The organism is Janthinobacterium sp. SUN118, from assembly GCF_030397695.1.
Taxonomy (GTDB): Bacteria; Pseudomonadota; Gammaproteobacteria; order Burkholderiales; family Burkholderiaceae_D; genus Janthinobacterium.
The window spans coordinates 131,748-158,747 of record NZ_JAPUBV010000005.1 but is presented as its reverse complement, the minus strand read 5'-3'; the positions used below and the strand labels follow the sequence as shown (position 1 = coordinate 158,747).

The window sequence follows — 27,000 nt, the reverse complement described above, 5'->3', positions numbered from 1 at the left end:
CGAGTTGTAACGACACCCAGGAAAAGGCAATGCCACCCATGACCGCCAGCATGAACCTGTCCCGCGACACAGGCCGTTCCGGCTTGAGCACGCCCGCCGCAAGCAACCGCTTGCTGGCCAGCCTGCCCGAGTCCGACCTTCGGCACCTGACGGCGCTGTTCGACACCGTCACGGTCGACGTGGGCGACGTGCTGTACGAACCGGGCCAGCCCATCGGCTACATTTATTTTCCCGGCGATTGCCTGATTTCGCTGCTGGCCGTGGCGGAAGGCCGCATGACCCTGGAAGTGGGTTCCGTCGGCCGCGAAGGCGTGCTGGGCGCATCCGTCGCGCTGGGGCATGACCTGGCGCAAGTGCGTGCCGTGGTGCAACGTTCCGGCACGGCCAGCCGCATCGCGCGCAGCGACTTTTGCGCCGAATTCGCCCAGCTCGACTCCCTGCAGCGCCTGCTGTACCGCTACACCGACACCTTGCTGGCGCAGGCCATCCAGATCGCCGTGTGCAGCCGTTTCCACGTGCTCGAGGCGCGCCTGGCGCGTTCGCTGCTGATCACGCGCGACCGCCTGCAATCCGAAAAATTCCACCTGACGCATGAATTCCTCGCCCATACCCTGGGCGTGCGGCGCGTCGGCGTGACCAAGGCGGCCAGTGCGCTGCAACAGCAAAAACTGATCACCTACAGCCGCGGCAATATCGAGATCCTCGATTCGGCCGGCCTGGAAGCCGTGTCTTGCCGCTGCTATGAGCTGGTCAAGGATACGGGCGCCATCGGCATGGCCAACGTCTTCGTTTAATCGCTGCCTTCGGCAAGTCATTCGAAACTTTCCCGACAGGACATGGACGCAAAAAAGCGGGGCGGGCGCCTGCGCACCCACCCCGCTTTTTGCCTGCCGATTACTTCGGCTTGACCTGATTGCCGATCACGCCACCGACGGCGGCGCCGCCGACGGCGCCGACGGCGCTGCCGCCCGTCAGCACGGAACCGGCGACGGCGCCGACACCGGCGCCGATGGCCGTGTTTTTATCCTGGCCCGACATGTTGGCGCAGGCGGTAAGGCTCAGCAGCAGAGCAGCGACGGAAGTGGTGGCGGCGAGTTTTTTGATGGTTTGCATGATAAATCTCCTGTGAATTCGGACCTCGTGGCGCCGGCAAGGTAGGGGCCGGAAGGTAGTTCGTGACGCCACGTCTTGGGTGTTTCAGGCACGATCACAGGATAGGATTGCGACAAGATAGGGTCTGTTCGGCAACGCACATAGGTGTGTAACAATTGTAAATGCACCCAGGCGCAGCTTATTGGCGGCCTTTGCGCACGCTCTTGCCCGGCTTCGGCGCCACCGGCTTGACGCGCGCCTGCGCCAGCAGCGCCGCGCATTCGCTGTCCTCGCCGGGGCCGGCATTGACGAGCGGCAGCAGGGCCGCCACGGGCGCCACCACGGCCAAGGCCAGCGCGCCGCCCGCGCGCAGGGCCAGCACGCCCTTGTCGACGCTCACGTCCGGCTTGCTGAAGGTGCCGTGCACATACAGGGGCGAGCGCAGTGAAAAGATGCGCAGCCCCTTGCTGTCCGGCTGCAAGGTCAGGTCCAGCCGTTCATCGGCCAGGTTCACCGTGCCGTCGACATGCAGGATGGCGTCATCGGTGTCGACGATGAACTGGCGCGTGCGCATCAGCCCCTTGTTGACGACAAAATCGGCGGCCATGCAATTGAGCTTGACCTGCTTGTCGCCGGCCAGCTTGGTGAGCACGATGCTGCCGATATTCAAGCCCATTTCCTCGAGCAGCAGCTTGCTGATGCTGCCCCGGTTGATCAGCGCGCGCACTTCGCCATTCGACGTGCCCAGCAAGGTGGCGACGGAATTGCCCGTGGCCGACAGCGAGGCGTCGCCATTGATCTCGCCCACGCTGGCCTGCAGCGCCGGCAGGCGGGGGAACAGCTGCTTGATGTGCAGATGGCGGGCGCTGGCCTTGAGCTCGGCGGCGATGCCATTGGCGATGACCTTGCCGCTGCCGTCGAGCTTGATCTGCGACGTCAGGGTGCCGCCCGCCACATTGAAGTTGAGCGGCGTCAGCGACAGCACGCCATCCGTCAGCACCACATGCGTGTCGAGTTTGCTGATCGGCAATTCGGCGTCGCGCGTGATCTTGTCTGCCGTGTAGCGCACGTCCGCGTCCAGGCTGGTCCAGCGCTCCGTCTTGAAGGTTTCCACCGGCAGCACGCGGCCGGCCGGCTGCGTCGACGGCACGCCGCGCTCCTTCTTGCTGGCGCTGGAATCGGCGCCCACCAGCGGTCCCAGGTCGGAAAATTGCAGCAGGCGCGAGTGGACGTCGCCCGTCAGGCGCTTGCGCGGCTTGCTGGCGGAAAACGCCAGCTTGCCGCTGATGTCGCTCGAGCCGACCTTGCCGCTGAACTGCTCGTACACCCATTCGCCGCCGCCCGGCGCCAGGGTGCCCGTCAGATGGCCCTCCGTGCTGAAGCGTGGCGTCTCCGGCAGCAGCACGCCCGTCAATGGATACAAACGCGCCATGCTGGGGCCGGACAATTTCAGGCGCACGTCGAGCGCGGCCAGGCTGGCCGGGCGCGTCAGCGTGCCTTCGATGGCCACGCTGCTGCCGCCCGCGCGCATGTCGGCCTGGATGGGGAAGGGCGTGCCTTGCTGTTGCAGCGACAGCACGCCGCCCGCCTTGCCGCCGCCCTGGACGGTTTCGCCACGGTAGGTGCCCGACAGCTTCCAGGCGATGCCATAGCGCTTGTCGTCCGCGAGCGTATCGACATCGGCGCGCATCGCCGTGTGCGTGACGCCATCCGTCAGGAGCACGGTGCCCTTGCTGAAGACCACGCTTTGCAAGTCGAGCTTCCATGGCGACGGCTGGTCCTGCGGGTAGAAGGTCCAGTTGTTCTTGCCGTCCTTGCTGCGCAGCAAGCGCACCTGCGGCGTGTCGAAGCGTAATTCGGGAATGACGATTTTCTTGTCGAGCAGGGCCAGGGGATTGAGCGAGAACGCCAGCTGGCCGACGCTGGCCAGCGGCTCCCCGCCGTCCGCGTCCGCCAGGGTGCTCGGGTTACCCAGGCGCACATCCTGTGCCTGCAGATGGGGCCACGGCAGGGAATCGCGCCACGTGCGTTCTGCCACGTTGCGGGCCGGCTGCCGCCACGTCAGCGACAGGTCGCCCGCGATGGCGAACGGCCTACCAAGCGCTTCGCTGGCGCGCGCATTGAGCCACGGCTTGGCGCGGTTCCAATCCATGTTCAGGAGAGTGACGGCGGCAGCGACGGGCAGGGCGACAAGCACGGCGGCGCTGGCGAGGGCGATTTTCTGGCGGCGGGAGAGCGAGATAGTGCGTGGCATCGGGCGATTCTTTCTGGACAAGTATTTGCGATGCTACAGGAATCGCTCCAAAGCCGGGTTCGTTTCATGTATTGCTGGCGGGCACGTGCGCTGGCGCACGTTGCCGCGGAGAGTATTGTCGATTTCCTACCCTATGTGCGGCACCGAACGGATATGCGCAGAGGCGGGGCCTATAACGTCATACATCAAACGCAGTTCCTGATTTCAGATGCACATGGTACCCACCGCTTATACATTCTCCAGGAGAAGAAAAATGACAAACCGAGATTCCTTGAAAACCCCCTTGGCCGCACTGGCCGCCTGCGCCGCCGCCCTCGTCTTCATGACGGGCTGCTCCAGCCTGAAAACGCCGGCCACGGCCGATGTGGCCGTTTCGCGCGCCGCCGTCGACAATGCCGCCAGCGCCGGCGCCGCCGACCTGGCGCCCGATGAAATGCGTTCGGCCCGCGAAAAGATGCGCATGGCCAACCAGGCATTGAAAGACCGCGACTACAAGACGGCGCGCGACCTGGCTGACCAGGCGCAGGCGGATGCCAAGCTGGCGCAAAGCAAGGCCAATTCGGCCAAGGCCACGACGGCCGCCGATGAAATCAACGAGAACATCCGCGTCATGCGCGAAGAGCTCGACCGTGCCAACCAGCAAGCCCCGAAACAATAAGAACAGGATTCCATCATGAAAAAAGCTACCTACACCACCATCCCCGGCCTGCTGGCCATGGCCGCCCTCGTTGCCGCCTGCAGCTCCGCGCCGACCACCACCAGCCTGCTCGACCAGACGCGCGGCGACTACATGGCGGCGCAGTCGAATCCGATGGTGTCGACCTATGCGCCACGCGAATTCCGCGAAGCGAGCGCCGCGCTCGATGCGGCCAACGCGGCCGCCACGCGCCAGGACGATAGCGAGAAAGTCGACAAGCTGGCTTACCTGGCCAAGCAAAAAATTGCGACCGCACAAGAGGTAGCCAAGCAGAAGGCGGCCGAGGCGGACATCGCCAATGCAGGCAAGCAGCGCGACCAGCTGCGCCTCGATGCGCGCACGCAGCAGGCTGACCAGGCGACGGCACGGGCCCAGGCGGCGCAGGCGGACGCGGAAGCGGCCAAGGCCCAGGCGCAGACGGCGGAAGCGTCGGCCCGCGATGCGCAGGCGCGCGCCGCCGCGCTGGAAGTGCAGCTGGCCGACCTGGCCGCCAAGAAAACCGAACGCGGCATGGTGATAACGCTGGGCGACGTGCTGTTTGGCACGGACAAGGCGAACTTGACGGCTGATGGCGCGAACACGGCGCGCAAGCTGGCCGACGTGCTGAAAAACAATCCGCAGCGCACCGTGCTGATCGAAGGCTTCACGGATAGCACGGGCGGCTCCGCGCACAACCTGGAATTGTCGCAACGCCGCGCCGAATCCGTGCGCAATGCGCTGCTGGAGCAGGGCATCAGCCGCGACCGCATCGCCACCAAGGGCTATGGCGCCGCGTATCCGGCAGCCGGCAATGACAGCGCGGCCAACCGCCAGTTGAATCGCCGCGTGGAAATCGTCTTGTCGGAAGATAACACGGCGATTCCCGCCCGCCGTTGAGCTGCGCCGCCTGGCGCGGCATAGAAAGGCAGCACCGGCCGCTTCCTGGCCGGTGGATACCCACGTAAGACTTGAAAGGAAGCATCATGACCCAAACATCTGTTGAGATTCCGTCGGGCATCGACACGGCGGCCATCCGCGCCGCCGCCAAAAACCTCGATGACGGCGCCGTGACGGCCGGTTATCAGGGCAACCGGCAGGAATTGATTACCCTGTTGAATGGGGCGCTGGCCACGGAACTCGTGTGTATTGCGCGCTATAAACGCCATTACTACACCGTGAGCGGACGTGACAATGGCACCATCAAGGCCGAGTTCCTCGAGCATGCGCAGCAGGAACAGGAGCATGCGGACTGGCTGGCCGAGCGCATCGTGCAATTGAATGGCAAGCCAGATTTTAATCCGGCAACATTGCTCGCGCGTAGCCATGCCGAGTATGATGACTCCGAGGACGTGCAAAGCATGGTGCGTGCCAACCTGATCGCGGAACGAGTGGCGATCGAGTCATACCGCCAGATGATCGTGAAAATTGGCGACAGCGACCCGACGACACGCCATTTGTTGATCAAGATCATGGCTGTCGAGGAAGAGCACGCCGATGATATGCGCGATCTAATGGAATAGTGTTTTTGAGTAAAGTAGGTATAGTAACCACATTCATCCACAGCTAAGGAGCTAAACCATGTTGGAAAACAATATCACCACCGTTAATAACGATGTCAAAACCTTGGTCAAGGATGCGCAAGCCCTGTTCAGCGCCGCTGCCGCCCTGACGGGCGAAAAAGCCGATGAAGTCCGCGTCAAGGGCATGAAGACCCTGGATGCCGCGCTGGCCAAGGCGCATGAAGCGCAAGCATCGGCTATCGTTGCCACCAAGCAGATCGCTGCCCAGGCGGATGGTTATGTCAAGGAAAACCCATGGCGCACGGTGGCCGTCGCCGCTGGCGTCGGCGTGCTGGTCGGCTTCATCCTGGGCCGCAAGTAATCCACTGTCAGGAGCGATATGGACAAGTCTGCTACGTCTCACCAGGGGCCGGGATTGATCGGCTCGGTTGCCGGCCTGGCCAAAAACGCCGTCGGACTGATGTTGTCGCGGCTGGAACTGGCCACCATCGAACTGTCGGAAGTGCGCAATCACGTGTTACAGCTGATTGTCATTTTCGCGCTGGCGACGGTGGCAGGCTTGTTTGCCATCGCTTACGGCAGCGTGCTGGTCGTTTTCCTCGCCTGGGATAGCCTGGGCTGGAAGATCCTGGCGATCATGACGGTCGTGTTCGTGCTGCTGGCCATCGGTCTGGTCATGTATGCGCGCGCCATGCTGCGTCAAGGAAAGTTGTCCATGCCGGCCACCATGGCGGAATTGAAGGCTGACCGCGACATGCTGATGTAGGCGGCTGGCGGGCAGCGCGCGGATGCGTTCCGGCGCCGCCCGCTCCGCACTGCCTTACGAGGAGAATTCATGTCGGATAACGACAAACTGGCGGCGCAAGCCGCCCGCAAGCGCCTGCTCATTGCCCAGGGCGAGATGTATCGCGTGGGCATCGTGCATGCGCGCGCCAATGTGGGCTACGCGCTGCGCCCCGATTCGCTGCTGCAGGGCGTGGTCGAGACGGCTGTCGGCTTTGCCGGCCACCGCGTCGAATCCCTGCTGGCGCCGGGCGGCATGCGCCTGCAAGGCGCGATGCCGTATGTACTGACGGCGCTGTCCTTCATCGGCCGCAAGAAGCTGGTCAAGCCGGCCCTGATACTGGTGGCCGTGGCCGCCATAGCCACGGGCTGGCTGCGCCGCAAGCGCTGAACGCCAGCCCCGGTTGCGCAGGAACGCCGTCATCGACGGCGTTTTTTTTCGCCCGCATCCGGCATCCTGCGCGCGCGGGCGCCAGCGCGCGCACAAGTGCGGGCCACAATCCCTTACAATGATTCACGCCGCATTCCGCGCGGCGGACACAGGGGCTATCTTGATGATGCATTCGAAGACACCGGTCAATTCCTTGAATCCTTCGCGCCTGCGCATCGTGCTGGTGCTGCAGGGCGGCGGCGCGCTGGGCGCCTACCAGGCCGGCGTCTACCATGCGCTGCACGAACATGGGCTGGCGCCCGACTGGGTGGTGGGCACGTCGATCGGCGCCATCAATGCGGCCATTCTGGCTGGCAACAAGCAGGAAGACCGCCTCGTGCGCCTGAAACAGTTCTGGCAGCGCATCGCGCACCGCGACAGCATCGACATGAACCTCGTGTCCGACCAGCAGCGCCGCTCGAACATCTGGCTGGCCACCCTCGACACCATCATGCGCGGCGTGCCCGGCTTCTTCAAGCCACGCGCGTTCAGCCTGTTTCCTGCCGGAATCGCCGTCAAGCCGGAGGAAGCGAGTTTCTACGACACGAGCGAGCTGGCCGGGACGCTCGAGGACCTGGTCGACTTCGATTACCTGAACCAGCCCGGCGGCATGCGCCTGACCGTCAATGCCCTGCGCGTGAAATGCGGCAGCCTGACCAGCTTTGACAGCCAGAAGCAGCGCCTGACGGCCGACCACATCCGCGCCAGCGGCGCCTTGCCGCCCGGCTTTGCCGGCGTGCGCGTCGATGGCGACCTGTACTGGGATGGCGGCCTGTATTCGAATACGCCGCTGGAAACCGTGCTCGACGATACTCCCCACGTCGACACGCTGGTCTTCATGGTCGATTTGTGGAGCTCGGAAGGGCCGGAGCCGACCACGCTCGATGAAGTGCAGACGCGGCAAAAGGACGTCACGTTCGCCTCGCGCTCGAAGCGCCATATCGAAGACTATGTCAACACGCATACCCTGCAGCATAAATTGCGTGAACTGTACGCCAGGCTGCCCGACGACGCGCACAGCCACCGGCAGGCGGAAGAGCTGGTGGCGCTCGGTTGCGACAGCACCATGCACATCGTGCGCCTGCCGTACGCGGGCCGCGACTGGCACATGGCGGCCAAGGACATCAATTTTTCCAAGGGCTCCATCGAGTGGCGCTGGGAACAGGGCTACCAGGATGCCTTGCGCGCGATCAAGGCGGCCGGCTGGCTGGCGTTTGTCACGGAAGACACGCCGCTCGTGGTGCACGAGTTGCCGCCCTACGAGCGCGACGTCGCCTAGCGACGCCCGTCCACACCTGCCGCGCGTGGGTATGGGCGGCCTGCGATGCTCACCGGCTCGGCGCCCGCACTGAGTACGGAGGTGCTACTTGGCCACCTCTACCTTCCGCCGCCCGCGACGGTTTTGTCCGGCGTTGCAATCTTGTCCAGTGTCGCAACAGCCCCTCACTGCGGATGGGCCGCTACGCGCAGTTTTTCCGCGTTGGCCATGTCCTGCCGGTAAGTGTCCTGTGCGTCCTTCAGGCAGGCGGTGCGCGTGGCGGACGGTTCCAGGCGACAGGCTTTTTTGGCTTCGGCCAGGGCTGCGGCGATTTCCTTGCGCAAGGTGCGCAGCTGGGCCTGGGCCGTGCTGTCTTCCTGGTACCAGCGGGCCGGGTCGCCCGGTTGCGGGCTGGCCGTCTGTGCCAGCGCGAATGGCGACAGGCTGCAGGCCAGCACGGCGGCCAGGAATGTGGTGTGGATAGTCATGATATTTCCTCCTTGAAATAAAAAAGGCGCCGTAGCGCCTCTTTTTACAGCCTGCCCGTGAGTAGCAGCAGGATCAGTATCACAACGACGAGGCCGGCGATTCCGCTGGGGCCGTAGCCCCAGTTGCGGCTGTGCGGCCAGGTGGGCAGGACGCCGACCAGGGCCAGGATCAAAATGACCAGAATGATGGTGCCCATGGTATCTCCTTGTAGTCTTGCATGTGGTGCAGCTGGGGCGCGGGCTGGCGTACCCGCCGCGCCGAATGATCAATAGCGGTAGACGCGGCCGTCGACGACGCGCACGCGGCTGCCTGGGCGCAAGTCCTGGGCGCTGTCCTGCACCACCGTGCGGTATTCGCCGTTGTCCAGGCGCACGCTGATCTGGTAGTTCTGCGCTTGCTGGCGGCGTCCCTCCACCTGGTTGCCGACGACGCCGCCGGCAACGGCGCCCGCCACGGTGGCCGCCGTGCGGCCGCCGCCCGAACCGATGGTGTTGCCCAGCAGGGCGCCGGCGATGCCGCCGACCACGGCGCCGGCGCCGCTGGTTTGTCCACCGCCCTGCACCAGCTGGATGGAATCGACGGTGCCGTAACTGGCGGACTCAGGCTGATTGGCCGGGTAATACTGCGACTGCGATGGTCCGGTGTTGGCGCAACCGCTGAGAACAGCGGTGGCGGCGAGCATCAGTGCAGCCAAGGTGGCGTTGGTTTTCATTTTATTCTCCTGACGTGGTGAGGGTGTAGCGCCATCTTAGCCACGGCCCCATGCCCGGTCTGTACGCTGCCGCACGCACTTATTGGCGTGTGGACGGTCACGCCGGCGCCCGATTTCCGCAGAAACGTTGTTATTTCTCCTTACTGGCCTGCTTGTTTCAAAATAAATTGCTTGTGTACGGCAGCGTACAGAAGAGTGGCGACTATCCACGTAAAACGGTAGTCATGCCAAGCAGACATGCTTGTCACCACCAGGGAGCAGCAGATGAACAAGAAGATGCAGAACCATAAACGCTACGCCGCCATCGTCATCGGTCTGGCTTGTGTGGCATGGGGCGGCCAGGCCATGGCGGCCACCCCGGAAGCGAAGGCGGCCTACAAGGCGGCCAATGAACAGGCAGCCCTGAACTATAAGCAGGCGCACGCCGAATGCGACAAGATCACGGGCAACCCGAAGGATGTCTGCATCGCCGAAGCGAAGGCCGTACGCGCCTACGATGAAGCGGTGGCTCAGGCGCAATACACGAATACCCTGCGTGCCTACACCAAGGCGCGCATCAAGATTGCCGATGCCAACTACGACGTCGACCTGGCGCGCTGCAATGCGCTGACGGGCAACGACAAGGATGTCTGCGTCAAGCTGGCCAAGTCCACCAAGGTGGCGGCCCTGGCCGATGCCAAGGCGGACAAGAAAGTCATCGAAGCGCGCAGCGATGCGCGTGAAGCAAAAAGAAAAGCCGAGTACAAGGTCGCAGCAGAAAAATGCGATGCATTAGCCGGCGCAGCCAAAGACGACTGTGTCAAGGCTGCAAAAAACCAGTTTGGCTATTGAACGCCGACTCGGCGCGCCGTCACCAGACTGGTATAAGAAGCTCATTGTGAGCACGTTGATTGACCACTCCTAAGGAAAAAACCATGAAATTCACTAAATCTATCGCTACTGGCCTCTTCGTCGCTTCCCTGTTCGCTGTGGCAGGTTGCGCTTCCACCCCGACCAAAGAAGGCACGGGCGAATACATCGACGACGCTGCGATCACCACCAAAGTCAAGGCCAGCATCTTCAATGAGCCGACCCTGAAATCGACAGAAATCAACGTTGAAACCTTCAAGGGCGTGGTTCAGCTGAGCGGCTTCGTGGCCCAGCCGTCGGATGCCGCCAAGGCTGGCGAAGTCGCCCGCGGCGTCAAAGGCGTGAAATCGGTGAAAAACGATATCCGCGTCAAGTAATGGCACGACCTGCCGCAGCGTCCGGCCCATGGGCTGGCGCTGTGGCCCTCCACCGACCGTAGCGGGATTCTCATGCATACCCAGCCTTCAGATATCCCGCCCGAGCCGGTAGAGCTGGCATCGAGCGACGCCGTGGCGCCCTCACCGAGTGCGCCCGCGGAGGCGGATCCCACCTTGCGCCTGCCGCTGCATGTCAATGCGCGCGGCCTGGCGCTGGGTATCATCGCCACCGTCAGCTTCATCTATGCGCTGCAATGGGCGCAGAAATTCCTCATTCCCGTCATTTTTGGCATCTTCATTGCCTATACCCTCAATCCCGTCGTCGCCTGGCTGGAAAAATTGCGCGTGCCGCGCGCCATCGGCGCCACGGCCGTGACGGCCCTGATCCTGTTCGGCTCGCTCGTCGTCGTCGAGCGGGTGCAGGGCGAATTCGAGTCCATCGTCGAAGAGTTGCCCGCCGCCACGCACAAGCTGTCGCGCCTGATCGCCGCCAGTACGGGCGGCAAGAACAGCACCTTCCAGAAGATGCAGGCCGTGGCCAATGAAATCGAACAGGTGGCCGCCGGCGCCGAGACGCGCCGCAACAACCGCCGCGCGGCCGCAGCCGAGGCGCCGAACTTCAAGATCATGGACTGGGTCTGGGCCGGTTCGCTGGGCCTCGTGGGTTTCCTCAGCCAGGCCACCATGGTAATCTTCCTCGTCTTCTTCCTGCTGCTGTCGGGCGATACCTTCAAGCGCAAGCTCGTCAAGCTGACGGGACCGTCGCTGAGCCGCAAGAAGGTCACCGTGCATATCCTGGAAGACATCAATACCTCGATCCAGAACTATATGTTCATGTTGCTGGTCACCAACGGCTTGCTGGCGCTGCTGATGTGGATCGCCCTGCGCATGATCGGCCTGGAAAACGCGGGCGCCTGGGCCATCGTGGCCGGCTTGCTGCACATCATGCCGTATTTCGGCCCGCTCCTGATCACCATCGCCACGGGACTGGTGGCTTTCCTGCAGTTCGAATCGCTGGAAATGGTCTTGCTGGTGACGGGCACCTCCATGGCCATCGCCACCCTCGTCGGCACCTTCGTCACCACCTGGATGACGGGCCGCATCGCGCGCATGAATCCCACGGCCGTCTTCATCAGCCTGCTGTTCTGGGGCTGGCTGTGGGGCGTCTGGGGCTTGCTGCTGGGCGTGCCCATCATCGTCATCGTGAAAGTCGTCGCCGAGCGCGTGCAGGGCATGGAAGTGGTGGCCGAGCTGCTGGGCGAGTAGCTTGCGGCAACGCAAAGAAAACGGCGCCCGCGGGCGCCGTTGTTGCATGCGGAGCAGGAACTCAGGACTGGTGGCGTTTCAATATCTTCACTTGCACATCGCCGTCCGCCGTCTTCGGCATGTCCTTCATGCTGCCCAGCTGCAGGGCGAACTGGCGCGTGAATTCGGCGCCGAGGAAGAAGATTTGCGCCGAGTAATATACCCACAGCAGCAGGGCCACCAGCGAACCGGCCGCGCCATAGCTGCTGGCCACGCCGCTATTGCCGATATACACGCCGATCGCGTATTTTCCCAAAGAAAACATGAAAGCCGTGCCGATGGCGCCGATCAGCACGTCGCGCCAGGACAGGCGCACGCGCGGCAGCATCTTGTAGATGACGGCAAACAGGCTGGCGATGACGGCAAAGCCGATCAGGTTCGACAGGATGGTAAACAGCACGGCCGTGTCCTTCCACACGCCTTCCCAGAAATTGGCGAGGATGGCCATGGCGGCGTTCACCACCAGCGATACCATCAGCAGGAAGGCCAGCACCAGCACGAGGCCGAACGACAGCAGGCGCGTGCGCACCATGTCCCAGGCGCCCGCTTCCTTCAGGGGGGGGACTTGCCAGATTTCATCGAGGCTCGCCTTCAGTTCGGCAAACACGCTGGTGGCGCCAAACAGCAGCAGGGCGCTGGCGATGAGGGTGGCGATGCGGCCCTGTTCATGGTTCTTCGCGCCGGCCAGCACCAGCTGGATGGCTTCGGCGCCCTGCGTGCCCAGCAAGCCCTGCAATTGTCCCATCAGTTCGCCGCGCGCGGCGGCCGGGCCATAGAAGAAGCCGGCGATGGCGATCACCAGCACGAGGATGGGGGCGATGGAAAACAGCGTGTAGTAGGCGAGGGCGGCGCCCTTGCTCGAGGCGCGATGTTCCAGCCATTCGGTGACGGAACAGACGATGACGCTGCGCATCTGCTTGCTGAGTGGCGCCAGGCTGGCCAGTTTCGGATAGCGGGTAGTGAAATTCATGGTGGCTTTCAATGAAAAAAAGGGGCCGCAGCCCCTTTTTTTAACTAGTAACTAGTGGCGTGCCACTGGTAATGCTTACTGTACGCGGCGTTCGATGGTGATTTGTTCCACTTCAACGCGGCGGTTAGGTTCCAGGCACTTGATCAGGTCGGCACGTTTCTTGTTATCGCACGTGACGACCGGATTGGTCGAGCCCTTGCCTTCGGCCGTCAGGCGGTTGGCGGCCACGCCGTGGGCGACCAGGTACTCTTTGACTGCATCAGCACGTTGCTGCGACAGTTTCAGGTTGTACTTGGGCGAACCGATGCGGTCGGCATAACCACTGATGACGACGTTGTTGACGTCCGGTGCAGCGTTGAGCACGCGGGCGATTTCGTCGAGCTTGGTCTGTGTCGGGCCGAGCTTGGCGCTGTCGAACGCGAACAGTTCCGTGGCCGACATCGTCACTTTTTCAAAGCGTGGCGGCGGTGGCGGCGGTGGTGGCGGCACGACGACGACGACCTCTTCACGCACTGGCGGCGGTGGCGGCGGTGCTGGCGGTGCAGGCGGTTTGTCGAACGCGTAGTTCAGGCCCACGGTGACGTAGTAGTTGTTGGACTTGCTGCTCGGGTCGAAGGTATTGCCGCGCAGGAAACCGTGCACATTGCGCACGTCAGCCTGGAGCGACAGCTGCTCGGTGATGCTGGACTGGAAGCCCAGGCCCACGCTGGCGTACGGCGAGCTCTTGGTGCGTTCACCGAAGGCGAGGCTGGTGTCCTTGTCGCGTTGCATACCGGCACCGACCAGCAGGAAGGGGCGGAAGGCCTTGCGCGAGAACAGGTACAGGCCGTCTACGCCCAGCGTGTTTTGCTGGTAGCGCTGGCTGCCATCCTTGGAACGGGCATACGTGGTGCCCAGCTGGATATCCCAGTCCTGGGAAACAGGCTTACCAAAGCGCAAGCCTGCGCCATAACCTGTTTTGTCGGTGGCGAAGTCGGAATCTGGCTTGAGTGCGTTGAGACTAGGTTGAATATACCAGGAGGGATTGATTTCCTGGGCCTGTGCGCCGAGGGCGGAGCACAGTACTGCGGCGGCAACGGCGATTTTTTTTAGATTATTCACAAGTAACTCCCAACGTTGATAAGAGATTTTCTCTACGGCATCAATGCGACATCATGCTAGACATGCTATTGCTAACGGACAACAATTCCAGGTGCGTCCTTCTTGCGATAAATGCACTGCTGTTGGACTAGAGAATACGGTTCCAGGTTCAAGCGGTCGGTGCGTTGGCGCACAAAGCATTGTTGTATATCAATGGTGTTGCAGATTCACGACAAATACTCTGATGTTGAAAAAAACTAATTTGCCTCGGGGGATTTTCGTAATAAATCGTCAATCCCTGACCTTGGCGCAAGAGGCAATCGTACGACTTGTTACCAGCATGCCACTGTATATTAGCAACAATGATGAGCTTGATAACTAATATTACATTGATGTTGTATTCCTGCCGCGTTCTGTTGTTTTCCTGGGCTTCTCTTGGGCAACTTTTGCGTGCCGCAGCCAGCTCCGCCACTTTTCATCAAGGAGTCACTCGTGCCTAAGGCCATTCCCCCGCTTTCGTTCCGCTTGCCTGGCAATATCGCCGCCCTCTGTCTGTTGCTCTCGCTGGGCACGCCTATGCCGGCCTGGGCCGATGGCGGCGTGACGCTGTTTTCACCGAGCGGCACGGTCAAGGCCGTGCGCCAGGTGCGGGCCCAGTTCGCCACGCCGATGGTGCCGTTCGGCGACATGGGCTTGCCCGCGCCGTTCGCCATCGATTGCGGCAAGGCCGAGCCTGCCGTCGTGGCGGGCGCGGGACGCTGGGCTGACGAGCGCAACTGGAATTACGATTTCGAGCGCGACTTGCCAGCCGGCGTGGCTTGCCGGTTTACCTTGAAACCAGGTCTGCAGGATTTGCAGGGCAAGCCCTTGCAGGGAACGGCGGCCTACCGCTTTTCCACGGGCGGGCCAGCCATCGTCGAGGCCGTACCGTATGACGGCCAGCCGTATATCGATGAAAACCAGATCTTCGTGCTGGGCCTGGACGCCGCGCCGGACGAGGCCAGCGTCGCCGCGAACGCATATTGCCGCGCCGATGGCATCAATGAAAAGATTCCCGTGCGGCTGCTCAAGGGCAAGGAACTGGAACAGGTATTGACCCTGCGCAAAAGCTTCCTCGATCGCTACCTGACCGTGTATTTCAAGAAGCGGGGGACGGTGTGGAAAGTGGGCATGCCCGTGGCCAGCAAGGGCGCGCCGCCGCTGCCCGTCACCGTGCTGCAATGCAAGCGCAGCTTCCCCGCCAGCGCCAAGGTGTCGCTGGTGTGGGGCGAGGGCATCGCCAGCGCCAGCGGCATCGCCACGGAGAAGGCGCAAAGCCTGAACTTCCGCACGCGGCCCGACTTCACGGCCAAGTTCAGCTGCGAACGCAGCAACCCGAAGGAGCAGTGCATCCCGTTCCTGCCCATGCGCGTGCAGTTTTCCGCGCCCGTGAAAGCGTCGCTGGTGCGCGCCATGACCTTGACGGGAGGCGGCAAGACGTATGCGCCGACGCTCGCGAAAGAGGAAGAAAAGGCGGAATTCCTGAACGGCGCCACCTTCAACGGGCCATTTCCCGTGCAAGCGAGCTTCATCCTGAACTTGCCGCCGAAGCTGACGGATGACGCCGGCCGCGCCTTGCTCAACCGCGCGCGCTTTCCCATGACGGTGCGCACGGGCGAACAGCCGCCGCTGCTGAAATTCCCGGCCCCGTTCGGCATCATCGAAGCCAAGGGCGACGGCTTGCTGCCCGTGACGGTGCGCAATATCGAGCCTGTGCTCACTGGCAAGGAAATCGCCAGGGAATCAGCATCGGCGCAGGCTGCCACGGGCGCCACCTTGCGCGTGCCCGACAATGACGACAAGTTCATCATCGAGTGGATGCAGCGCCTGGCCGGCAATGGCGACGCGGGCGAATACTGGCAGCCGTACGCGCAATATGCGGGCAACATGAGCAAATCCGTGCTGGCGGATGCGGCCGGCACGCGACCCCTCAGCCTGCCGCGTCCCGATGGCAGGAAGACGTTTGAAGTGATCGGCATCCCCTTGCAGAAGCCCGGTTTTTACGTGGTCGAGCTGGCCAGCCCCATCCTCGGCAAAGTGCTGCTGGGCAAGCCGACCACCGCGTATATCCGCACGGCCGCGCTGGTGACGAATCTGGCGGCCCACTTCAAGCATGGCGCGCAATCGTCGCTGGTGTGGGTGACGTCGCTCGACAAGGGCGCCCCCGTTGCCAAGGCGCAAGTGGCCGTGCGCGACTGCGCCGGCAAGCTGCTGTGGCAAGGCGCCACGGGGGCGGACGGCGTGGCGCAGATAGCCGGCGAGCTGGCCAATTCCAGCTGCAAGAATAATGGCCGCTACTTTATCAGTGCGCGCAGCGGCGGCGACATGACGTTTACCCTGTCGGACTGGGTGGGCGGCATCGAAGCCTGGCGTTTCAATTTGCCGACGGACGATACGCGCGCCGACAACACCCTGCTGGCAACCGTATTCGACCGCACCCTGCTGCGTGCCGGCGAAACCGTGCACATGAAGCATTTCATCCGCAAGCACACGGGCCAGGGCATCGGCCTGGTCGACAAGAACAACGGTCCCGGCAGCGCCACCTCCGTCGTCATCACGCACCAGGGCAGCGACCAGAACTACCAGCTGCCGTTGCGCTGGTCCGCCAGCGGCACGGCGGAAAGCGACTGGGTGATTCCCGCCGACGCCAAGCAGGGCGAATACAGCGTGACGATGGCGGGCCGGCCCTCCGGCAGTTTCCGCGTCGAGGCATTCCGCGTGCCGACCATGAAAGCCGTGCTGCAGGGGCCGAAGGCGCCGGCCGTGCAGGCGAAGCAGCTGGCCCTCGATGCGCAAATCACGTATCTGGCCGGCGGCGCCGCCACCAACGCGCCCGTCAAGCTGCGCACGGTACTGCAGGACAAGAGCGTTTCCTTTGCCGATTATCCCGACTACAGCTTCAGCAATGGCGACGTGAAGGAAGGCCTCGTCAAGCAGGGCACCGGTTATGACGACGACGAAGGCGAATGGCAGGATGAAGGCAATGGCGGGCGTGCCGGCGCCGGTGCGGCGGCTGCGCGCACGCAAAGCCTGAACCTGGACAAGGCGGGTGGCGCGCGCATCGTCATCGACCAGTTGCCGCAGCTGCCCACGCCGCGCGACCTGGTGGCGGAAATGGCTTTCCAGGATGCGAATGGCGAGACGGCGTCCGTCGCCACGCGCGTGCCGCTGTGGCCGTCAAACTATGTGATCGGCATCAAGCCCGACGCGTGGGCCTTGAGCAAGGACAAATTCAAGTTCACGGTGGCCGTGCTGTCGACCGCGGGCAAGCCCGTGGCGAATGCGGCCGTCGCCGTCGATTTCTTCCAGCGCAACAGCTATTCGCACCGCCGGCGTTTGATCGGCGGCTTCTATGCGTATGAAAACAGCAGCGAAGTGGTCAAGCTGGGCCCGGCCTGCAATGGCAGGACGGATGGCAAGGGTCTGCTGATCTGCGACGTCAGGGCGCCCGCCAGCGGCAACCTGATTCTGCGCGCCAGCACGCAGGATGGCGCCGGCAACACGGCCGTCGCCAACCGCGAAACCTGGGTGGCCGGCAGCGGCGACTGGTGGTTCAACGCCAGCGACAATGACCGCATCGACGTCTTGCCTGAAAAGAAACGCTATGAGCCTGGCCAGGAAGCGAGCTTGCAGGTGCGCATGCCGTTCCGCTCGGGCACGGCCCTGATCACGGTCGAGCGCGAAGGCATCCTCGACACCTATGTGCGCCAGCTCAATGGCCGGGAACCGGTGGTGGCTATCCCGGTCAAACCCAATTACGCGCCGAATGTATACGTGTCCGTGTTTGTCGTGCGCGGGCGTGTCGATGGCGTGCAGCCGACGGCCCTGGTCGACCTGGGCAAGCCGGCCTACAAGATGGGTATCGCGCCGCTCAACGTGGGGTGGCAGGCGCATGAACTGAACGTGATGGTGGTATCCGACAAGGAGGTCTACCAGACGCGCGACAAGGCGGAAGTGTCCGTGCGCGTGCGCCGCGCCGACGGCAAGCCGTTGCCGGCCGGCGCCGAAGTAGCGCTGGCGGCCGTCGATACGGGCTTGCTGGAACTGATGCCCAACGATAGCTGGAAATTGCTCGATACCATGATGGCGCAGCGCAGCCTGCAGGTGGAAACGGCGACGGCGCAGATGCAGGTGATCGGCAAGCGCCACTTCGGCCGCAAGGCATTTCCGGCCGGCGGTGGCGGCGGCAAGGGCGCCAGCCGCGAACTGTTCGATACCCTGCTGTTCTGGAAGGGCACCGTCAAGCTCGACGCCAAGGGCGAAGCCACGGTGCAAGTACCGCTGAACGACTCGCTGACGGCGTTCCGCATCGTCGCCGTCGCCAGCGCCGGCAAGGAATTGTTTGGCACGGGCAGCACGGACATCCGCAGTTCGCAAGACCTGATCCTGATGTCGGGCTTGCCGACCCTCGTGCGCGAAGGCGACCAGCTGCGTGCCGGCTTTACGGTCCGCAACACCTCGGCTGCCTCGCTGAGCGTGGAATTGAATGCCACGGCGGCGGGCAAGGCGCTGCCGCGCCAGAACCTGACCCTGGTGGCCGGCGAAGCGCGCGAGACGGGCTGGGATTACCAGGTGCCGCTCGGCGCGCAAACGGTCGTGTGGGATATCAATGCCAAGGCGGGCAGCCACACGGACAAGCTGAAAATCACGCAAAAGGTGGGCCAGGCCACGCCCGTGCGCACCTACCAGGCCACCTTGCTGCAGATCGAGAAGCCCATCAATATGTCCGTGCAGATGCCGGCCGGTGCCTTGCCGGGCCGTGGCGGCATCCAGACCAGCTTTGCGGCCAGGCTGGGCGGCGAGCTGCCCGGCGTGCGCGAATACATGGCCGCGTATCCATACACCTGCTTCGAGCAAAACACGTCGAAAGCCATCGCCCTGCAAGACCAGGAGGCGTGGAACAGGCTGGCCGCCAGTCTGCCCGCCTACCTCGATGGCGACGGCATGCTGAAATACTTCCCCATCATGGACCAGGGCAGCGACAGCCTGACGGCGTATGTGCTGTCGGCAACTGCGGAAGCCGGCTATGCGATTCCCGAGCAGACGAAGAACCGCATGGAAGAAGCCTTGACGGCCTTCGTGCAGGGCCGCATCGTGCGCCGTTCCGCGCTGGCCACGACCGACTTGGCCGTGCGCAAGCTGGCGGCGCTGGAAGCGCTGTCGCGGTCGAACAAGGTGCCGCCCGATGCGCTGGAAAGCATCAGCATCAACCCGAACCTGTGGCCGACGTCCGCCGTCATCGACTGGAGCTTGCTGCTGCAACGCACGCCAGGCCTGGCGCGCCGCGATGCGCAACTGGCCGAGGCGCAGCAGATCCTGCGCTCGCGCCTGAACTTCCAGGGCACGACCATGGGCTTTTCCACCGAACGCAAGGATAACTGGTGGTGGCTGATGGTGTCCGGCGACGTCAACGCCAATCGCCTGCTGCTGGCCGTGCTTGACGACCCGGCGTGGAAGGACGACATCGGCCGCCTCGTGCGCGGTAGCATGGGCCGCCAGAAGAAGGGCCGCTGGGATACGACGGTGGCGAATGCCTGGGGCACGCTGGCCATCGCCAAGTTCTCCGCCAAGTTCGAAGCGACGCCCGTGACGGGCGCCAGCGCCGTGAAGCTGGGCGGCGATACGCAAGCGCTCGTGTGGAATGGCGCGGCGAAAGTGGGCCCCGTGCTGCAGGCGTGGCCGAAAGGCATGGACACCCTGGGCCTGGCGCACAGCGGCACGGGCAAACCGTGGGCCACCGTGCAAAGCCTGGCCGCCATCCCGCTCAAGGCGCCCGTCTCCAGCGGCTACACGATCAGGAAAACCATTACGCCCGTGGAACAGAAGACGGCGGGCGCATGGTCGCGCGGCGACGTCTACCGCGTGCGCCTCGACTTGTCGGCGCAGGCGGACATGAGCTGGGTGGTGGTCGACGACCCGATCCCGGCCAGCGCCACGGTGCTGGGCAATGGCCTGGGCCGCGATTCGCAGCTGCTGACGGCCGGCGAAAAATCCACGGGCTGGGTCTGGCCCACGTTCGAGGAACGGGCTTTCGACGCCTTCCGCGCGTACTACGCCTTCGTGCCGAAGGGCAACTGGAGCGTGGAATACACGGTGCGCCTGAACAATGCGGGCGACTTCAGCCTGCCGGCCACGCGCATCGAAGCCATGTATTCGCCCGAGATGTTTGGCGAGTCGCCAAATGCGAATGTGCAGGTGGGGCAGTGAAAGGTAAGACTGTGAAGCGTTTGATCCTTGTCATGGGCTGCGTTTTGTCCGGCCCCGTGCTCGCTCAAGCGGTATTGACGCCGGGCCAGGTGCAGGCCGCCTACCGCAGCTCGGAAGCGCAGTTGCTCGACCGCAGCGGCGCGCCGCTGCAATCCTTGCGCGTGGACATGAAGGCGCGCCGCCTGCCGTGGGTGCCGCTGGCCGACATCTCTCCGGCCGTGCAGCAGGCCGTGCTGCTGGCGGAAGACCAGCGCTTCATGCGCCATGGCGGCGTGGATCTGTCGGCGCTGGCCACGGCCGCCTGGGACAATCTGTTTGCGAAAAAGCCCCGGGGCGCCTCGACCATCACCATGCAGCTGGCGGGCCAGCTTGACGCGGACCTGCAGGCGCAGGCGGGCGGGCGCAGCCTGCGCCAGAAATGGGAGCAGATGCGCGCGGCGCAAGCCATCGAGGATAGCTGGAGCAAGGCGCAGATTTTCGAGGCGTATCTGAACCTCGTGTCGTTCCGCGGCGAGCTGCAGGGCATCGCCTCCGCTTCGTACAGCCTGTTCGGCAAGGCGCCGTCGGGCCTGAACCAGACGGATGGCATCATCCTGGCCAGCCTCGTGCGCGCGCCGAACGCGCCGCTGGCCACCGTCACGCGCCGTGCCTGCGCGCTGGCCAAGGAAGCGCGCATGGACAGCAGCTGCCAGCTGATCGGCCAGCGCGTGCAGACGGCCTTGCAGCGCACGGCCCTGTACGCCGACCTGGCGCCGGCGCCGCAGGTGGCGCAGCAGCTGCTCAAGCAGTCGGGCGTCTCCGTGCGCAGTACGCTCGACGGTCCGCTGCAGCGTTTTGCCCAGGATAATCTGCGCCAGCAGCTGGCATCTTTGCGCGAGCGCAATGTCAACGATGGCGCCATCGTCGTGCTGGACAACCGCAGCGGCGAGATCCTCGCCTATGTGGGCAATGCGGGCGGCAGCCACGTCGATGGCGTGACGGCCCTGCGCCAGGCCGGTTCCACCCTGAAACCGTTCCTGTATGAACTGGCCATCGAACGCCGCCTGATGACGGCGGCGTCCGTCATGGACGACACGCCGCTCGACGTCGCCACGGCGTCCGGCATGTATGCGCCGCAAAACTACGACCGCAATTTCAAGGGCCATGTCAGCGCCCGCACCAGCCTGGCCAGTTCCCTGAACATTCCCGCCGTGCGCACGGTGCTGCTGACGGGGCAGGACGGCTTTTACAACCGCCTCAAGGACGTGGGCCTGTCCAGCCTGACGGAGCCGGCTGAATACTATGGTCCCTCGCTGGCGCTGGGCTCGTCCGAGGTGACCTTGCTGGAACTGGCCAACGCCTACCGCGCGCTGGCCAATGGCGGCAGCTACAGCACGGCCAGCCTGCAGCCGGGCCAGGCGGGCAGGGACCGGCGCCGCGTGATGGAGCCGGGCGCCGCCTTCATCGTCAGCGACATCCTCGCCGACCGCGCCGCGCGCAGCATGACCTTCGGCTTGCGCAACGAGCTGGGGACGAATTTCTGGAGCGCCGTCAAGACGGGCACCAGCAAGGACATGCGCGACAACTGGTGCATGGGTTACTCGGAGCGCTACACGGTGGGCGTCTGGGTGGGCAATTTTGATGGCAAGCCCATGTGGGACGTGTCCGGCGTGACGGGCGCCGCGCCCGTGTGGCGCGACGTCATGGATTATCTGCACAAGAACGTGCCCAGCCATGCGCCGAAGGCGCCGCCAGGCGTGCTGCAGCAGATGGTGTCCTACCAGCCCGCGCTGGAAGCGCCGCGCCGCGAATGGTTTATCGCGGGAACGGAAAGCGCCGTCATCGCCGTCGTGGGCGACACGCTGAGACCGCCCGCCATCGTGTATCCGGCCGAGGACAGCATCCTCGCCATCGACCCCGACATCCCGCCCGCCTTGCAGCGCGTGTTCTTCCAGGCGCAGGGCAGCCAGGGCATGCGCTGGGTGCTTGACGGCAAGGATTTGGGCGCGGCTCTTGACAGCGTCAGCTGGCGCCCCGTGCCGGGCAAGCATGCGCTGGCCCTTGTCGACGGCGACGGCAAGACGGTGGTGAAGGTCGCGTTCCAGGTGCGGGGCAATGCGCTGGCGCAGCTGAATTAGGCACCGTGGCTTGTGCTGTTGGCCAGTTTATTGTCCGCCACTGGCGGTGCACCCCATAACAAGCCCATCCAGATGCAGAACGACCGGCCGCGCGCGCGCGGATTCGTGTGCGGTACTTGTGCGCCGTCGAGCAGAAACAGGGTGGTAGCGGCGGCGACCGCCATGACGGGCCGCATGGACTACCACTACGTTCGATCGGCACATGCTTTCCTGACTAGAAGTGTATGTGCCGATTCCGGCGAAGTGTTGTCAAAAAATACTTATGGCGCGCTGATGATGTTCGTCAATGCAATGCGGTAGGCCGGCTGCACGTCGCCATCCTTGTCCAGCTTGTCCATCATGATGACGCCGAAACCCTGCGCATACCAGACGTATTCGCCGCTCTTGCCCTTACTCTTGCCGCCCACGTCGCGCAGTTCGAACTTGCAGGCGTCGGGGAAGCGGCGCCCGCCCAGTTCCAGGCGTTCCCAGCCCAGGAAGGTGATCGAGAAATCGCGTTGATCCGTGCGCGTCGAGGTCGTGATCTTGTCGGACAGGCCGGCCAGCGGATAGTGGGTGTTCGTTTGCGTGTCCGTGAACTGTACGCGCACTTCCTGTCCGCGACGCATGTTGGCGGGGATGGCGGACTGCGGCGCGTAGACGTTCTTGCTGCGCACGGTGCCGTCTTCGTTGTAATGGATCGTACCCGTCAGGAAGACCTGGCCATCGCGGATATCCTGGTAGGACGTGGCCAGCAAGGCGCCGCCGTCGAGGATCAGCTGCGTGCCCTTGAGTTTCTTGCCCTCGAACATTTCTTCGACGTTGACTTGCGCGTCGCCATTGTTCTTGCTGAACTTGACGCCCGTCGTCAGTTCCATGCATTCGCCCACCGTGGGCGCCGCCTGTACGCTGGCGGCCGCGAATACGCTGGCCGCCACCATTCCACACCATGCTGCTTTCATTGTCATCCTGGCTATCTTGAAAAGGCGTGATGATAGCGTGCCGTGGAGCAATGTGGCGCAGCGCTGGAGGCGGGGCTTAGCGGGCCGGTACTGTCGGCGTCGCTGGCGGCGTGGTGGCGGGTCCGCTGGCTGCCGGAGTGTCTGGCGTGGCCACGGGCTTGCCGCGCCGGCTGCGCTTGTCCGTGCGCGTTTTGCCGGGCTTGGCGTCGTGAACCAGCTTGCCTTTGTTGTCGAGCTTGTCGGATGCGTCCGATTGCTGGCCCGGATCGTTACGGTTGTTGGTGTGGTTGCCCGTCTGGTTCAGATTCGTCGTCGACTGGGCTTGCACCCAGGCGCCGCCGACCGTCATCAGGGTGGCGGCCAGCAAGAGAGCGGCGGTTTTCATGGCGGTATCCTGTGCAAATAAGAGTATGAGCTTGCATTCTCACACATCTGTCCGCCTGCACGGGTAGGACGCCGCCTCATGGCGGTGTCGGCTATTTGCTTCAGTTCAACGGAACTGCTCCGTCGAGATATCGAAGCGCTTGAGCTTGTCGTACAGGGTTTTCTTCGGAATATTCAAGCTGGCGGCCGCGTCGATGACGTTGCCATTGTGGCGGCGCAAGGCTTCCTCGATGATGGAAATCTCGAAAGTGTCGACCTGTTCGGCCAGCGATGCTTCGCGGCAGCCGGCCGGACTCAGGGTATCGTCGAGCAAGCCCAGCACGAAACGGTCGGCCACATTGTGCAGCTCGCGTACATTGCCGGCCCAGCGCTGCGCCATCAGGGACGCGATCAGCTCGCCGCTGACGAGAGCTGCCGGCTGGCCATAGCGCAGCGCCGCCTGCAGCACGAAGAACTCGAACAGCAGCGGGATATCCTCGCGCCGGTTGCGCAGCGCGGGCAGGGCCAGGCTGGCCACGTTCAGGCGGTAATACAGGTCGGGGCGGAACTTGCCCTGCTCGGCCAGCACATTCAAGTCTTCCTTGGCGGCGGCGATCACGCGGAAATTGACGGAAATTAATTTGTTGGAACCGAGGCGCTCGACCTGGCGCTCCTGCAGCACGCGCAGCAGCTTCACTTGCAGGGCCAGCGGCATGCTTTCGATTTCATCGAGGAACAGGGTGCCGCCGTTCGCGTATTCGATCTTGCCGATGCGCTGGCGCTGGGCGCCCGTGAACGCGCCTTCCTCGTGGCCGAACAGTTCCGATTCGAAGATCGATTCGGGCAGGGCGCCGCAGTTAATCGCCACGAACGGGTGGTCGCGCCGCTCGCTGAAGTCGTGCAGGCAGCGCGCGATCAGCTCTTTTCCCGTGCCCGTTTCGCCGAGGATGATGATGTCGGCCGATTTCGGCGCCAGGTTCAGCACCAGCTGGCGCACCTTGGCCATGGCTGCGCTGCGCCCCACGATGCGCGCCTCGATGCCGACGCGCTGCTCGAGCTGGCGGCGCAGGTTCATGTTTTCCAGCACCAGGTGGCGTTTATCGAGCGCGCGGCGGCACACTTCCACCAGCAGGTCGGCGGAAAACGGTTTTTCGATGAAGTCATACGCGCCACGGCGCATGGCGCCCACGGCCATCGACACGTCGCCGTGGCCCGTGACGAGGATGACGGGCAGGCTGGCATCCTGCGCCACGGCGATATCGAGCAGTTTCAGGCCATCCATGCCGGGCAGCTTGATATCGCTCAATAAAATGCCGGCAAATTCGGGCACCAGGTAGGGCAGCGCTTCCTCGGCCGTGGCGACGGCCGTCACTTGCAGCCCCGCCAGCTCCAGCGATTGCCGGGCGCCCTTGCGCACGACGGCATCGTCTTCCACCAGCAGCACTTGCATGCCCTCAAAATTATTCTCGTGCATTCCCTGTTTCCTTCGTCTCTATCTTGTTCTCCCCCGGGTCGCAGCTCAGGGTGATGGTAAATTGCGCGCCGCCCCCTTCCGCGGCGCTGCGGTTGCGCACGGCCAGCGCGCTGCCGGCCGCGCGCAGGATGCCGGCGCTGATCGACAGTCCCAGTCCCAGGCCGTGTTCCTTGGTGGTATAGAAGGGGTCGAAGATCTTGTCCAGCGACGCCAGCGGGATACCGGGGCCATTATCGGTGATATGGATGATGGCCAGTGCGCCTTCGCGGCGCACCTGGAACCAGATCTGCACGGGCGCGCTTTCCGGCACGGCATCCATGGCGTTGGTGATCAGGTTGCTGAACACCTGTTCCAGGCCGATGGCGTTGCACAGCACGGTGATGTCGTCCTCAAGCCAGCTTTCATGCAGGGTCAGGCGCTGCGAATTCTTGCGCGTGCGGATTTGCAGCATGGTTTGCGCAAACGCCTGGCGCACGCTGACGGGCTTGCGCGCATCGTCGCTGCGCCGGGCAAAGCCCTTCAGCTGCGACGTCACGTAGCCGAGGCGCTTGACGAGGTCGGAAATGGTCGACAGGTTGTCGAGCGCATCGTCGATGCGGCCCCGCGCCAGAAACACCTTGGCATTGTCGGAAAACGTTTGCAGGGCGGCCAGCGGCTGGTTCAGCTCATGCGTGACGCCGGCCGCCATCTGCCCGATGGCGGCCAGCTTGCCGCTTTGCACCAGTTCCGCCTGGGCGTAGCGCAGGGTCTGCTCAGCCCGTTCACGCTCGCTCACTTCCGCTTGCAGGCGGCCATTCGCGTGCACGAGGTCGGCCGTGCGCTGTTCGACCTTGATTTCCAGCTGTTCATAGGCGCGCGCCAGCGTCTGCTGCGCGTTCAGGCGCTCGGCGATGCGGCGCCGGCGCTGGCGCGCATACATCAGGGCCAGCAGCAGCAGGGCCCAGCCCAGCGCGGCGGCGATGGCCGCATTGCGGGCCGCGGCGTTGACCTGGTCGAGTTCGGCCAGCACGGTGATCTGCCATTGCAGCGGACCGAGCGCGCGGTTGACGGCCAGGTAGTCGGCGCTGCCGGACAGGGCCGGCGTATCGCCCGCCTGTGGCCGCTCGAGCGTCATGACGCTGGCGCCATCGGCAAACTGGCGCTGTACGCGGTGCGGCAGGATGGGCAGGTTTTCCTGCAGGAATTGGCGCTGTGCGCTGATATCGTTCTTCGCGGCCGGCGCCAGCGGCGCCAGCGTCTTGAACTTGAAGGCGGGCGTGGTGGCCAGGATGATCACGCCATTCGCATCCTTGACCCAGATCTGCTCGCCCGCGCCCGGCGTGCGCCACGATTGTTCGATCCAGTCCAGGTTGACCTTGGCGGCGACGATGCCGAGGATGCGTCCGTTGCGCTGCACGGGCTGCGAAATGAAGTAGCCGGCCTCGAAGGTGGAGGCGCCGATGCCGTAGAAGCGGCCGATGCCGCCGGCGATGGCGTTCTTGAAATAGGGACGGAAGCCGTAGTTGACGCCCACATACGAGCTGGCTTCCTGCCAGTTGCTCGATGCCAGGGTCGTACCCTTGTCGTCGAGCACGTAGACGGCAAAGGCACCCGCGCGGCGGTTCATGTCGATCAGGTAGGCATTGATCTGCGCCACCCTGGCGGCGTCGGGCTGCTCCAGCAGTTGCCCCACGGCATCGCTTTGCGCCACGGCCAGGGGCAGGAATTCGTATTTGTTGAGGGCGCCGCCAATGGACGCCGCATACAGTTCCGCGCGCGAATCGAGGGTGCGGTGCAATTCATCGAGCTGGCGCTGCTTGACCCAGGCATACGACGCCCACGTCAGCACGGCCAGCGAGCCTGCGGCCAGCAGGGGGCCGAGCGCTGGTCTCAGGGTCCATTTGCCGAATGCCATGGTGCTCCGTGTGTCGGGTTAAGCGCGGGGTGCGGCTAAGGCGGTATTGTAGTGTACGGCGGGATTCGCCCGAATGGATGCATCCCGATGCATGACCGACATGCAAACTTGCGGCGTCCGACCAAACCGTAGCGGGCGGAAGGGCGAGGTGGCCGAGAAGCGCAACCGTA

The 27,000-nt window shown here is 63.9% G+C and carries 24 protein-coding genes; 13 read left to right on the top strand and 11 right to left on the bottom strand.

Annotated elements, in window-relative coordinates:
- Positions 1-50: 50 nt before the first annotated feature.
- The gene (locus O0880_RS24685; RefSeq protein ID WP_071326605.1) at positions 51-794 is read left to right on the top strand and encodes a Crp/Fnr family transcriptional regulator; all 744 of its coding nucleotides are present in this window, start codon (positions 51-53) and stop codon (positions 792-794) included.
- A 100-nt stretch (positions 795-894) separates the two neighbouring features.
- On the opposite strand, the gene O0880_RS24680 is transcribed toward O0880_RS24685, so the two are convergent.
- On the bottom strand, positions 895-1,113 hold the full coding sequence (locus O0880_RS24680) for a glycine zipper 2TM domain-containing protein (RefSeq protein ID WP_071324622.1): 219 nt from the start codon (positions 1,111-1,113) through the stop codon (positions 895-897).
- 178 nt (positions 1,114-1,291) lie between these two features.
- Entirely contained in the window at positions 1,292-3,346 is a 2,055-nt protein-coding gene (locus tag O0880_RS24675) for an AsmA family protein (RefSeq protein ID WP_289889216.1), read from the bottom strand.
- 253 nt (positions 3,347-3,599) lie between these two features.
- On the opposite strand from O0880_RS24675, the gene O0880_RS24670 reads away from it, so the two are divergent.
- The 7 genes from O0880_RS24670 (at position 3,600) to O0880_RS24640 (ending at position 8,034) form a co-directional block, all read left to right on the top strand.
- On the top strand, positions 3,600-4,004 hold the full coding sequence (locus O0880_RS24670) for a DUF4398 domain-containing protein (protein WP_071324620.1): 405 nt from the start codon (positions 3,600-3,602) through the stop codon (positions 4,002-4,004).
- A gap of 15 nt (positions 4,005-4,019) precedes the next feature.
- On the top strand, positions 4,020-4,919 hold the full coding sequence (locus O0880_RS24665) for an OmpA family protein (protein WP_071324619.1): 900 nt from the start codon (positions 4,020-4,022) through the stop codon (positions 4,917-4,919).
- Between the two features lie 86 nt (positions 4,920-5,005).
- A complete protein-coding gene (locus O0880_RS24660; RefSeq protein ID WP_071324618.1) occupies positions 5,006-5,542 on the top strand; it encodes a ferritin-like domain-containing protein in 537 nt (178 codons plus the stop codon).
- Between the two features lie 58 nt (positions 5,543-5,600).
- Positions 5,601-5,903, top strand: coding sequence for a DUF883 family protein (locus O0880_RS24655; protein WP_071324617.1), 303 nt, complete (start codon positions 5,601-5,603; stop codon positions 5,901-5,903).
- 18 nt (positions 5,904-5,921) lie between these two features.
- Positions 5,922-6,308, top strand: coding sequence for a phage holin family protein (locus O0880_RS24650; protein ID WP_289889215.1), 387 nt, complete (start codon positions 5,922-5,924; stop codon positions 6,306-6,308).
- Positions 6,309-6,377: 69 nt separating this feature from the next.
- On the top strand, positions 6,378-6,716 hold the full coding sequence (locus O0880_RS24645; RefSeq protein ID WP_071324615.1) for a hypothetical protein: 339 nt from the start codon (positions 6,378-6,380) through the stop codon (positions 6,714-6,716).
- Between the two features lie 163 nt (positions 6,717-6,879).
- Complete coding sequence (locus tag O0880_RS24640; protein WP_232250938.1) at positions 6,880-8,034, top strand: patatin-like phospholipase family protein; 1,155 nt, start codon at positions 6,880-6,882, stop codon at positions 8,032-8,034.
- A gap of 164 nt (positions 8,035-8,198) precedes the next feature.
- Here O0880_RS24640 and O0880_RS24635 read toward each other — a convergent pair whose 3' ends face one another.
- From O0880_RS24635 to O0880_RS24625, 3 genes are all read right to left on the bottom strand, one after another.
- Positions 8,199-8,501 carry a hypothetical protein gene (locus tag O0880_RS24635; protein ID WP_289889214.1) on the bottom strand — a complete coding sequence of 101 codons (303 nt, stop codon included), beginning with the start codon at positions 8,499-8,501 and terminating at the stop codon, positions 8,199-8,201.
- 44 nt (positions 8,502-8,545) lie between these two features.
- On the bottom strand, positions 8,546-8,698 hold the full coding sequence (locus tag O0880_RS24630) for a DUF3309 family protein (RefSeq protein WP_071324612.1): 153 nt from the start codon (positions 8,696-8,698) through the stop codon (positions 8,546-8,548).
- A 69-nt stretch (positions 8,699-8,767) separates the two neighbouring features.
- Positions 8,768-9,214, bottom strand: coding sequence for a glycine zipper 2TM domain-containing protein (locus tag O0880_RS24625; RefSeq protein ID WP_071324611.1), 447 nt, complete (start codon positions 9,212-9,214; stop codon positions 8,768-8,770).
- Between the two features lie 237 nt (positions 9,215-9,451).
- Between O0880_RS24625 and O0880_RS24620 the strand changes: the two genes are divergently transcribed.
- From O0880_RS24620 to O0880_RS24610, 3 genes are all read left to right on the top strand, one after another.
- Positions 9,452-10,045, top strand: a complete 594-nt coding sequence (locus O0880_RS24620) for a hypothetical protein (RefSeq protein WP_289889213.1) — start codon at positions 9,452-9,454, stop codon at positions 10,043-10,045.
- 83 nt (positions 10,046-10,128) lie between these two features.
- A complete protein-coding gene (locus tag O0880_RS24615) occupies positions 10,129-10,440 on the top strand; it encodes a BON domain-containing protein (RefSeq protein ID WP_046682432.1) in 312 nt (103 codons plus the stop codon).
- 174 nt (positions 10,441-10,614) lie between these two features.
- Complete coding sequence (locus O0880_RS24610; protein ID WP_071324610.1) at positions 10,615-11,706, top strand: AI-2E family transporter; 1,092 nt, start codon at positions 10,615-10,617, stop codon at positions 11,704-11,706.
- Between the two features lie 61 nt (positions 11,707-11,767).
- On the opposite strand, the gene O0880_RS24605 is transcribed toward O0880_RS24610, so the two are convergent.
- Both O0880_RS24605 and O0880_RS24600 read right to left on the bottom strand, forming a co-directional pair.
- Positions 11,768-12,715, bottom strand: a complete 948-nt coding sequence (locus O0880_RS24605; RefSeq protein WP_071324609.1) for a YihY/virulence factor BrkB family protein — start codon at positions 12,713-12,715, stop codon at positions 11,768-11,770.
- Positions 12,716-12,790: 75 nt separating this feature from the next.
- Positions 12,791-13,816 (bottom strand): OmpA family protein, encoded by a 1,026-nt coding sequence (locus O0880_RS24600; protein WP_289889212.1) that lies wholly within the window; start codon positions 13,814-13,816, stop codon positions 12,791-12,793.
- Between the two features lie 471 nt (positions 13,817-14,287).
- Here O0880_RS24600 and O0880_RS24595 point away from each other — a divergent pair, with 471 nt between their 5' ends.
- Both O0880_RS24595 and pbpC read left to right on the top strand, forming a co-directional pair.
- Positions 14,288-20,041, top strand: a complete 5,754-nt coding sequence (locus O0880_RS24595; protein WP_289889211.1) for an MG2 domain-containing protein — start codon at positions 14,288-14,290, stop codon at positions 20,039-20,041.
- A 32-nt stretch (positions 20,042-20,073) separates the two neighbouring features.
- A complete protein-coding gene (gene pbpC, locus O0880_RS24590) occupies positions 20,074-22,158 on the top strand; it encodes a penicillin-binding protein 1C (RefSeq protein WP_289889359.1) in 2,085 nt (694 codons plus the stop codon).
- Positions 22,159-22,418: 260 nt separating this feature from the next.
- Here pbpC and O0880_RS24585 read toward each other — a convergent pair whose 3' ends face one another.
- From O0880_RS24585 to O0880_RS24570, 4 genes are all read right to left on the bottom strand, one after another.
- Positions 22,419-23,099 carry a hypothetical protein gene (locus O0880_RS24585; RefSeq protein ID WP_156894903.1) on the bottom strand — a complete coding sequence of 227 codons (681 nt, stop codon included), beginning with the start codon at positions 23,097-23,099 and terminating at the stop codon, positions 22,419-22,421.
- 76 nt (positions 23,100-23,175) lie between these two features.
- Complete coding sequence (locus O0880_RS24580; protein WP_156894902.1) at positions 23,176-23,484, bottom strand: hypothetical protein; 309 nt, start codon at positions 23,482-23,484, stop codon at positions 23,176-23,178.
- Between the two features lie 105 nt (positions 23,485-23,589).
- A complete protein-coding gene (locus O0880_RS24575; protein WP_289889210.1) occupies positions 23,590-24,936 on the bottom strand; it encodes a sigma-54 dependent transcriptional regulator in 1,347 nt (448 codons plus the stop codon).
- A complete protein-coding gene (locus O0880_RS24570) occupies positions 24,923-26,830 on the bottom strand; it encodes an ATP-binding protein (protein ID WP_289889209.1) in 1,908 nt (635 codons plus the stop codon). The genes O0880_RS24575 and O0880_RS24570 overlap by 14 nt, the downstream gene beginning before the upstream one ends.
- Positions 26,831-27,000 lie beyond the last annotated feature (170 nt).